We start from the raw sequence: 11,873 nt of genomic DNA, 5'->3' as shown, positions 1-11,873 counted from the left end.
CGAAGATCGACGATGACCGCCAGCCTCGCGATCAGCGACGCTCGCGGCTTCCTACACCACGCCGCGGGGCACTATCGGTCCCCTTTTCGTGGAGCGCCTTTCACACTTGGTCGTTTCAGATCACCCTTCAGGTATGCGGCAATGAAACGACGGATTTCGTAGGGCATCGGAGAACCCATTTCAACGTACCCTGCCGCATGCAGAGAAAGGGCATCAAATTGATCCCTATCGAAGCGGCATGCCTCAAGAAAAACATCTAGCAGCGCGACATAGGAATCTCGTCTTGGATGCGGTTTACCACCGGGTGCAAGACCTTTTTGAAAGGCAACTCCGAGGTCATGTTCCAGCAACGGTTTCTGATGATTTTCGAATGCTCTCGCTACCATTTCGCTTGCAGCGCGCGTCGTTTCTAGGCGGTCTACGTGCTCAAGAATCTGCTCGTCACTTGGTGCCAAGCCGATATCGTTTCGAATGCAATCGACGGTCGCGATCTGCTCGCGAAGCCGCTCTTCCGCCCAGCGCACAAGTTCCTGAAAATGGGTTTCGCCTTCCATGGTGCAAGAATAGGACTTTGATGGAAGCAGATGAACCTCTTTGGCGAAAAGAATCCTCGGCAGGGCGCAAATCAGGCTGAGACCGCCTCCCGGCATCTTCGATCGAATAAAGTTCGCCGCTAATGCCGGGGTGAACACGCGCGGCCTGTCGCGCGACGAGGTGGCGACGCGCACGCTGCACTCGACCTCCGACTTCCCCGAGATCCTGTCGGCAGTCACCAACAAGACCCTGCGGCGGGCCTACGAGGCCTACTCGTGATGTACGGCAACTCCATCGCCCAGGTGGAGTCGGACGTGGTCTGGGGGATAATCACCGCCAACCCGGCGATGGCCGACGGCAATGCGCTGTTCCACACCACCCACAAGAACCTCGCTGGCACCAGCACGGCGCTGGCGGTCGATGCGATGGGCGCGGCGCGGGCGGCGATGGCCAAAGCAGACCGGGCTAGACAAGAAGACCGTGCTGAACGTCCGGCCCGCCTTCCTGATCGTGCCCGCCTCGCAGGAACTGAAGGCCGAGCAGCTGGTCGCTCAGAACCTCGTGCCCGCCGCGACCTTCAGCGTGGTGCCGCAGTCGATCCGGACGCTGGCGCCGATCAGCGAGCCGCGCCTCGATGCCGCCAGCGAGACCGCCTGGTATCTGGCGGCAAGCCCGAACCAGATCGACACCATTGAGTATGCCTATCTCGAAGGCCAGCAGGGCGCCTACATCGAGACCCGCAACGGCTTCGATGTCGACGGCGCCGAGATCTAGTGCCGCCTCGACTTCGGCGCCAAGGCCATCGACTGGCGCGGCCTCTACAAGAACCCGGGTGCATTAACCGGGCCAACGCTGAAATCCCACTTCTGACGGGCGGTCCGATTGGGCCGCCCGTTCCTGTTTGCAAAGGATCCCACAATGAAAAACTACGTCCAGCCCGGCAACACCGTCGCGCTCACCGCACCCTATGCCGTGACCTCCGGCGACGGCCTGTTCGTTGGCTCCATCTTCGGTATCGCATCTGCAGACGCTGCCCTGAACGATCCTGTCGAAGCCGCCCTGACCGGCGTATTCGACCTCACCAAGATTGGCTCGCAGGCCTGTACCGTCGGCACGAAGGTCTATTGAGACGACACCAACAAGCGCACCATGAGCGTGGCCACATCGAACAAGTTGATCGGCGCGGCCACCGAAGCCGTTGCTGGCGGAGCCGGTGACACCATCGGCCGAGTGCGCCTGAACGCGAGCTTCTGATGACGGCCTTTGCCGCCGTGGTTGATGCGCTCTTCGCCGACCCGAACATCGGCCGGGACGCGGTCTACGTTGCCGAGGGCGGCGCGTCCATGCTGATTCGCGTCGCCGCCCGGCGTGCCGACATGGTCGCTGACTTCGGCGACGCGCGGCTCTGGACCGAGACCACTCGGATTGACCTACGCGTGGCCGATGTCGCGAACCCGTGCCCCGGCGATCGCTTGGAGATCGACGGGGACGCCTTCCTCATACAAGGCGAGCCCGTCCGCGACCGCGAGCGGCTGGTCTGGACCGTTGATCTGAGGCCCGCGTGAAACTGAAGCTGGACATCGATCCTGACATCGTCGCCATGATGACGGCCGAGGTTGCTGCCGGGGAGCGCGCCGTGACGGCCGCTATGCGCGAGGCCGGGAGCGGACTCAAGACTGCCTGGCGCACACATATCACTGGCGCAGGGCTTGGGCGGCGGCTTGCGAACTCGATCCGCAACCAGAACTTCCCGCGGTCGGGCGAAAGCCTCGATGCTGCGGCGCTGGTCTGGTCCAAGGCTCCGGTCATCGTCGGCGCGCATGACACAGGGCCGCTGATCCGCTCGCAAGACGGATTCTGGCTGACGATCCCGCTGCCCGCCGCAGGTCGAGGTTTGCGTGGTCGCCGGATTACGCCCGGCGAATGGTGGCGGCGACGCGGTCTGAGCCTGCGCTTCGTCTATCGCCGGACGGGACCAAGCCTGCTGGTGGCGGAGGGAAGGCTGAACACAAAGGGTCAGGCTGTGGTGTCGCGGTCGAAACCGGGCGCGGCAAGGTCACCGCGCCGATCTTCCTGCTGGTCCCGCAGGTTAAGCTTCCGAAGCGGCTGAACCTCGACCGGGATAAAGAGCGGGCGTTGGATAGCGTGCCGGGGCTGATCGTCGCGAACTGGGTAGAGGGCCAATGGACAAAGAACCTCCTTGGGTGAAGCTCGACGTCGACGGCCTGCGTTCTCAACGTCCTGTCCAAATGGGTCAATCCTCAGTAATATCAAAGGCAGGTTGCTCTTCACGCACTCAACTGGGTGAGGGGCACAATCGGAGTCGCACACTATGGCCAATGAGGAAGTAGACCTAGAACGAACTGAACTCGCGCTGAAAGTCCAGAAGCTCGAACATGAACTAGAGAAAGCCCGTGTTCCATTCTGGAAAAAGACCGGGTTCTGGATTGCGTTTATTCCGGTTGTTGTCGGTGTCGTAGGCCTAGCTTGGACGATGTGGCAGGATCACCTGAGCGCGCAGGCTCGAGCCGAAGATGACCGCCTGCAGGAGGAGATAGAAGAAAAGAGCGCCGAGCTAGCCGACCTGTCAATACAGCATGATGCACTCACTGTCGCCTACGCCGAAATAGATACTGAACGCCAAGAAGCTGCGGAGGAACTTCAAGAGGTTACGAGACAACTCGAAACCTCACGCGATGACCTTATCGATATTGAGGAACAGCTTGAACTATTGAAGTTCGAGGCAGTTTGTACACTCGGAGAAAACCTGTTTGAGAATATTGCATGGCTCGGCACTGGCCTTCTATATCTCGCCGAAGATATGACCTACCCGGCTGGCGTTGCCCATTTCACAGAGGAACGTTACCCAAAGCTTTTTCAAGAACTTGGTGGAAATGCCTTTGAGAGACGAATGGAGGGAGGCTATTGTGACATTTACTGGCGGGACATTCCCCATGTCGAGGCTCTGCCGGCTGTAGCGTTCGCCACGGGACTGGTGGTGCAGTTTGTGGAAAAATACCTCTCGGATATGATCGGGGTGGACTTCATTGGAACGATGACAGGCGCCTCGCCGCGCCCAAAGCCCCTCACTATTTATGACGTCCTAGATTACGCATCGTCCAAGCTGGGCGAAAGCGGTCCCGCCGGAGAAGAGCTGGCACGAAAGATCCGAGACTTCGGGACTGATGCAAGCCTTCAATCCGAGAGCTTACTACTTTACGTTGACCCCGCGAACGTCGACTTATCATTTGCTCAATCGAATTCTCTGGTGTGGACAGATGTGACGCTGAGCGAATCCGAAACGCGGATATTGGCAGCCGAAATTGAACGCTTGATCGACGCGCGTTCGCATGCCGCCTACTTTGTCCGAGACCTTGCTGAAAGCGTCCAAACCGGATGCGAACGGTATTGATCGAATTGCGTTGCCTTCCCCAGCTATGAACCAGAGATATCGACTTCCGGAATGCCCACCCCACGCGAAACCATACTCACCGCGCTGCACGCGCGGCTCTCGGCGCTGTCCGCCACCGCCTTGCGCGGCGAAGTTTTACCCGAGCGCATCCCAGCCGAGGGCTTGTTGATCCTGCGCGATGGCGAGCCAGGGGAGCCCGAGGTGACGCTGTCACCGCTGCACGACCACTACCAGCACCGGGCCGAGATAGAGGCGATTGTGCAGGGCACCGACCGTGACGCCGCCTTCGACACGCTGACCGCCAGCGTCGGTGCAGCGCTCGCCGCCGACCGCACGCTGGGCGGACTCTGCGACTGGGTCGAGGCAGAAGCACCGCGCCCGGTCGATTTACCCGTTGAAGGCGCGGCCAGCCTGAAGGCGGCTGTGATCCCGGTGGTGCTGCATTAATCGACGGCCGATCCGCTGGCCTGACCCTATCGATCACAGGAGACGAACATGGCACGAGCCCAAGGGGCGCGGGCGCAGATGGCGCTTACGTTCGAGACGACCTATGGAACCCCGCCTGTGGGCGGCTTCACGAAGATGCTCTTCGCCAGCACCTCGCTCGGCGCGGAGCAGCCGCTGCTGAACTCCGAGCTGCTCGGCTACGGCCGCGATCCGCTGGCGCCGATCAAGGATGCGGTGGCGGCGGACGGCGACGTAGTTGTGCCGCTGGACGCCGGGGCCTTCGGCTTCTGGCTGAAGGCAGCCTCCGGCGCGCCCACGACCACGGGCGCGGAGGCCCCGTACACCCACGAGTTCCAGTCGAGGTCCTGGACGCTGCCCTCGATGTCGATCGAGACCGGCATGCCGGAGGTCCCGCGATACGCGATGTATTCCGGCTGCGTGCTAGACCAGCTGACCTGGCAGATGCAGCGGTCTGGCCTGCTGACCGCCACGGCGCGGCTGGTGGCGCAGGGCGAGACGGTCGGCACGACCACCAGCGCCGGAACGCCCGCCGCGCTCGAACTGAAGCGCTTTGGCCATTTCAACGGATCGAGCACGTGAAACGGGACCGCGCTCGGCAACGTGGTGTCGGCCGAGATCACCTATGCCAACAATCTCGACCGGATCGAGACCATTCGCTCGGACGGACGCATCGACGGGGCGGACCGATCCATCGCGGCGCTGACCGACCGGATCGAGGTGCGCTTCGGCTGGGCCGTCGCGCTTAGTCCCGGCCATGGCCTTCGCCGCTGCGCCGCGGATGCATTCCGGCGGCATGGCCGGGCTTCGGCATGATGAGGTGCCGGCGATCCCGCAGCGGGGCGAGCGGGTGCTGTCGCGGCGTGAGGCGCAGAGCTACGGCGCGGGCGGCGGGGTCAACGTCACCATCATGGCGCGCGACGCCGAAAGCTTCCGGCAATCCCGCAAGCAGGTCGCGGCCGACATTGCCCGCGCCGTCTCGCTCGGGCGGAGAGGCATGTGAGTGCGATCCCGCAAGTGGGAACCGGTTGCGGGGGCCTGAGCACGAACCATGGAGAGACTTGATGGCGTTCCACGAGGTCCGGTTTCCCGACAACATCAGCCGCGGTGCGCGCGGTGGGCCCGAGCGCCGCACGCAGATCGTCGAGCTCGCCTCGGGCGACGAGGAGCGCAACGCCAGTTGGGCCAACTCGCGCCGCCGCTATGACGTCGCCTATGGCATCCGCCGCGCCGACGATCTGGCAGCGGTCGTCGCCTTCTTCGAGGCACGGAACGGTCGCCTGCACGGTTTCCGGTTCAAGGACTGGGGCGACCACAAGTCCTGCCTGCCTTCGGGCACGCCGTCGCCCGCCGACCAGGCGATCGGCAACGGCGATGGCACGACGACCGCCTTCCAGCTGATGAAGCGCTACGCCTCCGGCGCGCAATCCTGGACGCGCGCCATCACGAAGCCGGTGACCGGAACCGTGCTCATCGCGCTGGCGGGCTGGGCCATGACGTCATGGACGGCATCGCTGTTCTGACCCTGCTCGAAGCGCCAGTGCGCGAGATCTCCGAGGGCGATGCCTTCACCATCCGTGCGGGTTGCGACAAGCGCATGAAGACCTGTGGCGCGAAGTTCGCCAACACCGCCAACTTCCGCGGTTTCCCGCATATCCCCGGCCAAGACGCCGTGCTGCGCTACGCCACGAAAGGCGCCGGTCCCGAAGGGTCCGTGCTATGACGTCCGCGGATCCCGACCGCCTCATCACTATCGCGCGGTCTTGGCTCGGCACGCCCTACCACGACCAGGAGAGCCTCAAGGGCGTCGGCTGCGACTGCCTCGGACTGGCACGGGGCATCTGGCGCGAGGTCATCGGCCCCGGGCCGTCCCCGATCCCGCCTTACAGCCGCGACTGGGGCGAGACCGGCCCGCGCGAGGTGCTGGCCGAGGGGGCACGTCGCATGATGATCGAGGTGTCGCCTGGCAAGGCCGGTCCCGGCGCGCTGGTGCTCTTCCGCATGAAGCCTCGCGCCATCGCCAAGCATGTCGGGATCCTGATCGGGCCCGGCACCTTCCTCCACGCCTATGAGCGGCTCGGCGTGATCGAGGAACCGCTTACCAACTCCTGGCGGCGGCGCATCGCCTTCGCCTTCCTGTTTCCAATCATGAATTTTCGCGGTTAAGCTCCACTTGGATAGAGCAAGGTTGGCGTGACAATACTGCGTTGGATGGCGATCAGATACCAAACAGCCCGCCGGCAAGCCGACGGACCCTCACCTCGAGCACCCCACATGCGTGTTTGGGGGCGGTTTGGAGTTGCCTCGTTCACGGCGGCCTTAGCCGCCGTATTCTCGTCACACGATACTTGGATCAACAGGGCTGTCAATGACGTCGATCGCTGTAGAGCTTTCAGTAGACCAACGCGGCCCGTGCGCGCTTTATATTGTATCCGATAGCAGAATAACTTGGGGAGGGGCGCAATCCCGATGGGACTCCGGTCAAAAGGTGTTTGCCTCACAGTTCACGCCTGACATCTTTGGGTTCTGCGGGGATGCTTACTTTCCGCCGCTCATATTAAGCCAAATCATTTCGCAAATAGATGCTGGAATTTTGTTTAGCAGGACAGCACCCCCTGCAGAGCGGCATGCAAAAACTGTCAAGTTATTTCAGAGCGCAATAAGGAACTCTCAAAATCCACCTATAAATAGCTTCACGATTTTCCATGGCTCTCGCGAGGGAGAGGGCATGAAGTCAAGATTCCGCCTTTGGCGAACGCGGTATGAAAAGAATGGGCGACTGTGGAAAAATGAGGAGCTCCCAGTAGAGGAGGCTCGCTCTTACCTAGCTGCTATTGATGGTTCTGGAGCAGCACACGTAAGGCGGTCACTTTCCGATAGCCAGACTGAGCCTGGAACAAGTCGCGGTGCATTTAGGGTGTTCTTTGACGAGCTCAAGTTGGGATCCGATCCATTGAGCGGTGGCGCACCTCAACTCGTTGGGATGTGGCGTATCGGCCCTGGTAGGCACTTCGGGATGATCTGGAACCGCAAAAGGTATTTTTGCGGAACAGAAGTCCGCATCGGAACAGACTTTGATAATGCATTTTGGTTCAATGAAAAGTTTGAGAGAGCAGATGCGCGCACCTTGAGCAGACTCAAAGACGCGAAAGAACACTAACCCCAACGTCACCTTGAATTCCAGCTAAGAAAAAAGTGGCGTTCTCCGGCTGCACAATAGCTCTGTGGCTCGTAGCAAGCGTTGGCGTGCATTCCACCTTAACGGCTGGGCGCGAGTTCACACGCCACTGGCGCCCCAAATCAAGAGAAAAGAGTGGCTACCCTCGTTCTCGGCGCAGCAGGCGCCGCCATTGGCGGTTCGATCGGCGGCGCGATCCTCGGCGTCAGCGCCGCGACCATCAGCGGCTTCATCGGCTCCAGCATCGGCTCGGTCGTGGACAGCTGGATCATCACCTCACTCGCGCCCACCCAGCGCATCGAGGGCGCGCGGCTCGACACACTGCGCATCACCTCGGCCACCGAAGGCGCGGTGATCCCGCGACTCTACGGGCGCATGCGCATGGGCGGCAACATCATCTGGGCGACGGATTTTCGTGAGGAGATGAAGACGACCACTTAGGGCGGCGGCAAGGGTGGCGGGGGCGGCAAGGTCAAGACGACCGAATATCTCTACTACGCCAGCTTCGCCGTCGCCTTGTGCGAGGGTCCGATCACCGGCATCGGCCGCTTCTGGGCCGACGGCAAGCCGATGGACCTCTCCGGTGTCACCTGGCGCTGGTATCCGGGTGACGAGGCGCAGGCGGCCGATCCGTTCATCGCGGCGAAGATGGGTGCGGCGAATACTCCGCCTATCGCGGCACGGCCTATATCGTCTTCGAGGAACTCGCGCTGTCCACCTATGGCAACCGCCTGCCGCAACTCTCCTTCGAGGTCTTCCGGCCGCTCGCCGATCCCGACACCGCCGAGGGTCTGACCCGCGCGGTCGCCATGATCCCGGCCTCAGAGGAATTCACCTATGCGACGCAGGCGATCCGCAAGACCGATGGCGGCGCAACGGTGCCCGAGAACCTGAACGCGATGGCCGACTCCACGGACATGGTGGAGGCGTTGGACCGGCTGCAGGCGATGGCCCCGGCTGTGACAAGCGTCAGTCTCGTCGTGGCCTGGTTCGGCGACGACCTGCGCGCGGGATCGTGCAAGGTCCGGCCGGGCGTCGAGCTGTCGGCCAAGTCGACGACGCCGGCCAGCTGGTCGGTCAATGGCGTTAGCCGCGCCAATGCCTTCCTCGTCAGCCGCGACGATCAGGACCGGCCGGTCTATGGCGGCACGCCGTCCGACTTCGCGGTGGTGCAGGCGATCCAGGAGATGAAGGCGCGCGGGCTGCGGGTCACCTTCTATCCGTTCATTCTGATGATGTGCCGCCCGGCAACACGCTGCCGAACCCGTATTCCGGCAACGCCACCGGGACGGGTCAGCCCGCCTTTCCGTGGCGCGGTCGGATTACCTGTTCTCCGGCGGCGGGTTTCGCAGGAACCATCGACAAGACCGCCGCGGCGGCCGCGCAGGTCGCGGCGCTGTTCGGCGCAGCCACGCCCGCGAGCTTCAGCGTCTCGGGGCAGTCGGTTTCGTGGACCGGCACGCCCGGCGAATGGGGCCTGCGCCGCATGGTGCTGCACTACGCCCATCTCTGCGCGGCAGCGGGCGGGGTGGACGCCTTCCTGATCGGCACCGAGATGCCGGGGCCGACCAGCATCCGTTCTGGCGCCAGCACCTTTCCGGCGGTGCAGGCGTATCGGGACCTGCTTGAGGATGTGCGATCGATCCTCGGGTCTGGGACGAAGATCGGCTATGCGGCCGACTGGTCGGAGTATTTCGGGCACCAGCCGGGCGACGGCAGCGGGGACGTGTTCCTCCATCTCGATCCGCTCTGGGCCGATCCGGAGATCGATTTTGTCGGCATCGCCAACTACATGCCGCTCTCCGATTGGCGCGACGGGTTCGATCATGCGGACGCGGCCGAGGGCTGGCCCGCGATCTACGACCGCGCCTACCTGCAGGGGAACATCGCGGGCGGCGAAGGATTCGACTGGTTCTATGCCAACGTGGCGGATCGCACCGCGCAGGTCCGGACCGCGATCACCGACGGCGCGGCGGCCAAGCCGTGGGTCTTCCGCTACAAGGATCTGCGCGCCTGGTGGACGAATGCACATTACGATCGCTTGGGCGGGGTGGAGAGCGGCACGCCGACGGCGTGGGCGCCGCAGTCGAAGCCGATCTGGTTCACCGAACTCGGCTGCCCCGCCATCGACCGGGGCACGAACCAGCCCAACGTCTTCTTCGATCCGAAGTCGTCGGAGAGCTTCACGCCGCATTTCTCAGGGCGCTGGCGCGACGACGCCATCTAGCGCGCCTATCTCGAGGCGACGTACCTCTGGTGGGGCACCCCGGCAAACAACCCGGTGTCCTAGGTCTACGGCGGCCGGATGGTGCACGTCCCCGAATGCGCCGCCTGGACCTGGGACGCACGGCCCTATCTGTTGTTCCCGGCGCTGACCGACGTCTGGACGGACGGGGCGAACTGGTGGCTCGGCCAATGGCTAACCGGCCGGCTCGGGTCGGTGTCGCTGGCGGCGCTGGTTCGCCACCTCGGCCTGCGCGCCGGGCTGCCTGAGGACCGCATCGACGTCACCGGCCACTGCGGCGCGGTCGAAGGCTACGTCATCACGGCGCTGGAAAGTCCGCGCGCCTCGATCACCACGCTGTCGCGGCATTTCGGCTTCTACGCGGTGGAGACCGAGGGCGTGATCCGGTTCCTCATGCGCGGCCGGACCTCCGTCGCCACCCTCTTGGCCGACGACCTGGTGGCCGCCCGCGAGGGTGACACCCTCGAGTTCACGCGCGGCCAGGAGACGGAACTGCCGCAGGCGCTGAAGTGGCAGGTCGCTCGGGCGGACGAAGATTATGACGCGGCCCTCGTCGAGGCCCGGAGCATCACCGTGGACACGACGCGCATTGCCTCCGAGTCCTTCCCGATGGCGGTGCCGCCCGAGGAGGCCGAACGGCGCTGCCGACGCGCGTTGATGGAGGCGTGGGTGGGGCGCGAGACGGCGGCGTTCCGACTGATGCCCTCGCGGCTCGCGCTTGACCCGGCCGACGCGATCCGACTGGAGCATGACGGGCGGCTGGTCGATCTGCGGCTCGTCTCCATCGCCGACGCCGACGCGCGCGGCATCGAGGTGGTGCGCCAGGACCGCGCGACCTACGACCTGCCGCCCGGCGATCCGCGCGCGGCGTCGCTGACGCGGGCCGTCGTGTTCGTCGCTCCGGATGCGGTGCTGATGGACGTGCCGCAGCTGACCGAGGACCAGCCCGCGCATCGACCGTTTGTGGCGGCGCACGCTCTTCCCCGGCCGGGCGAGATGGCGGTGTTCCGCAGCCCGTCGACCGATGGCTTCGAGCTGCTGACCACGTTTGGCAGCCGCGCTCGGATGGGGGCGCTGGTCTCCGACCTCTACGCCGGGCCCACCTCGCGCTTCGATCTCGGCAATGCTCTGGTCGTCGATCTGTTGACCGGCACACTGGAGAGCGTCACCGACCTGACCCTGTTCGGTGGGGCGAATGCGCTGGCCATCGAAAGCGCGCCCGGCGTCTGGGAAATCGTGCAGGCGGGCGCGGCGGAGCTGCTCGCGCCGGGCCGGTATCGGCTGAACCGCTTGCTGCTTGGCCAGCGCGGCACCGAAGGTGCCATGGGCAATCCGGCGCCCGCCGGCGCGCGCGTTGTGGTGCTGGACGACAGTCCCGCTTCGCTGCCGATCGCCGAGGCCGATCTCGGCATCCCGTGGAACTGGCGCATCGGTCCCGCGAGCCGCCCGGTCAGCGACAAGACCTACGTCGCACAGGCCTTGAGGCCCGAGGGCGTCGGACTGCGGCCGTTCTCGGTCGCCCATGTCGAGCAGCCGTGGCGCTGGTCTCGCACGCGCGGCGATCTGACGATCCGCTGGACGCGCCGGTCGCGCACGCTTTCCGCCGACAGCTGGGGCGCTGTCGAAGTGCCGATGGCGGGCCTACGAGGTCGAGATCCTCGACGGCGCGACGGTCAAGCGGGTGCTGAGCACGACCACCTCCAGTGCGGTCTACACCGCTGCCCAGCAGAGCGCCGACTGGGGCACGCCGCTCGGCCCCGGCGACACCCTCGACATCCGCATCTTTCAGCTCTCCGCCCTCGGGGGACGGGGCGCGCCGAAATCCGTTACGCTCACATTCTGAGGACCCCATGTCCGACACCACGACCCATCTGCTGCTGCCGTACATCCACGCGGCGCGGGCCCAGCAGCATGTCACCCACAACGAGGCGCTGCGGATCCTCGACGGGCTGGTGCAACTCTCCGTCCTCGACCGGGACCTGACCGCGCCGCCTGGCAGCCCTACGGATGGCGACCGCTACATCGTCGCCTCGGGCGCG

The 11,873-nt window shown here is 64.3% G+C and carries 9 protein-coding genes and 6 pseudogenes; 14 read left to right on the top strand and 1 reads right to left on the bottom strand.

Translation table 11 applies throughout. From position 1 onward, the window contains the following. Window positions 1-71: 71 nt before the first annotated feature. Entirely contained in the window at window positions 72-692 is a 621-nt protein-coding gene (locus tag HC022_RS11310; RefSeq protein WP_167452487.1) for a hypothetical protein, read from the bottom strand. On the opposite strand from HC022_RS11310, the gene HC022_RS29640 reads away from it, so the two are divergent. The 14 genes and pseudogenes from HC022_RS29640 to HC022_RS11245 form a co-directional block, all read left to right on the top strand. After that, complete coding sequence (locus HC022_RS29640; protein WP_303049061.1) at window positions 685-813, top strand: hypothetical protein; 129 nt, start codon at window positions 685-687, stop codon at window positions 811-813. The two genes, HC022_RS11310 and HC022_RS29640, sit on opposite strands and share 8 nt — an antisense overlap. A gap of 201 nt (window positions 814-1,014) precedes the next feature. Then, window positions 1,015-1,308, top strand: coding sequence for a hypothetical protein (locus tag HC022_RS29125; RefSeq protein ID WP_254885054.1), 294 nt, complete (start codon window positions 1,015-1,017; stop codon window positions 1,306-1,308). Between the two features lie 144 nt (window positions 1,309-1,452). Then, window positions 1,453-1,662, top strand: coding sequence for a DUF2190 family protein (locus tag HC022_RS29835; RefSeq protein ID WP_368484653.1), 210 nt, complete (start codon window positions 1,453-1,455; stop codon window positions 1,660-1,662). A gap of 125 nt (window positions 1,663-1,787) precedes the next feature. After that, window positions 1,788-2,099, top strand: a complete 312-nt coding sequence (locus HC022_RS11295) for a hypothetical protein (RefSeq protein WP_167452494.1) — start codon at window positions 1,788-1,790, stop codon at window positions 2,097-2,099. Beyond that, window positions 2,096-2,742, top strand: a pseudogene (locus HC022_RS11290) (DUF6441 family protein). Before HC022_RS11295 ends, HC022_RS11290 begins: the two are co-directional and overlap by 4 nt. Window positions 2,743-2,866: 124 nt before the next feature. Beyond that, window positions 2,867-3,946 carry a hypothetical protein gene (locus tag HC022_RS11285; RefSeq protein WP_167452493.1) on the top strand — a complete coding sequence of 360 codons (1,080 nt, stop codon included), beginning with the start codon at window positions 2,867-2,869 and terminating at the stop codon, window positions 3,944-3,946. A gap of 51 nt (window positions 3,947-3,997) precedes the next feature. After that, a complete protein-coding gene (locus HC022_RS11280) occupies window positions 3,998-4,393 on the top strand; it encodes an acyl-CoA transferase (protein ID WP_167452492.1) in 396 nt (131 codons plus the stop codon). A 48-nt stretch (window positions 4,394-4,441) separates the two neighbouring features. Further along, window positions 4,442-5,140 (top strand): annotated as a pseudogene (locus HC022_RS11275) (phage tail tube protein); the annotation flags it as partial. Further along, window positions 5,139-5,414: pseudogene (locus HC022_RS11270) on the top strand (phage tail tape measure protein); the annotation flags it as partial. The pseudogenes HC022_RS11275 and HC022_RS11270, both read left to right, overlap by 2 nt. Before the next feature lie 61 nt (window positions 5,415-5,475). Beyond that, window positions 5,476-5,919, top strand: a pseudogene (locus tag HC022_RS11265) (TIGR02217 family protein); the annotation flags it as partial. Continuing rightward, window positions 5,898-6,134 (top strand): annotated as a pseudogene (locus HC022_RS11260) (phage BR0599 family protein); the annotation flags it as partial. The pseudogenes HC022_RS11265 and HC022_RS11260, both read left to right, overlap by 22 nt. Then, entirely contained in the window at window positions 6,131-6,577 is a 447-nt protein-coding gene (locus HC022_RS11255) for an NlpC/P60 family protein (RefSeq protein WP_167452489.1), read from the top strand. The pseudogene HC022_RS11260 and the gene HC022_RS11255, both read left to right, overlap by 4 nt. Before the next feature lie 1,147 nt (window positions 6,578-7,724). Further along, window positions 7,725-11,677, top strand: a pseudogene (locus HC022_RS11250) (glycoside hydrolase/phage tail family protein). A gap of 7 nt (window positions 11,678-11,684) precedes the next feature. After that, window positions 11,685-11,873 (top strand): DUF2793 domain-containing protein (locus HC022_RS11245; RefSeq protein WP_167452488.1); only part of this gene is annotated, 189 nt, incomplete at its 3' end.

The sequence above is a fragment of the Salipiger sp. HF18 genome (assembly GCF_011806505.1).
Taxonomy (GTDB): Bacteria; Pseudomonadota; Alphaproteobacteria; order Rhodobacterales; family Rhodobacteraceae; genus Salipiger; species Salipiger thiooxidans.
Note: the sequence above shows the minus strand (reverse complement) of the source record. Positions and strands in the feature narration are given on the sequence as shown.

Excerpts from the sequence above, each read along its gene's own strand:
- HC022_RS11285 (WP_167452493.1), top strand. The coding sequence starts at position 2,867 with ATGGCCAATGAGGAAGTAGACCTAGAACGAACTGAACTCGCGCTGAAA.
- HC022_RS11280 (WP_167452492.1), top strand. The coding sequence starts at position 3,998 with ATGCCCACCCCACGCGAAACCATACTCACCGCGCTGCACGCGCGGCTC.
- HC022_RS11255 (WP_167452489.1), top strand. The coding sequence starts at position 6,131 with ATGACGTCCGCGGATCCCGACCGCCTCATCACTATCGCGCGGTCTTGG.
- HC022_RS11295 (WP_167452494.1), top strand. The coding sequence starts at position 1,788 with ATGACGGCCTTTGCCGCCGTGGTTGATGCGCTCTTCGCCGACCCGAAC.
- HC022_RS29835 (WP_368484653.1), top strand. The coding sequence starts at position 1,453 with ATGAAAAACTACGTCCAGCCCGGCAACACCGTCGCGCTCACCGCACCC.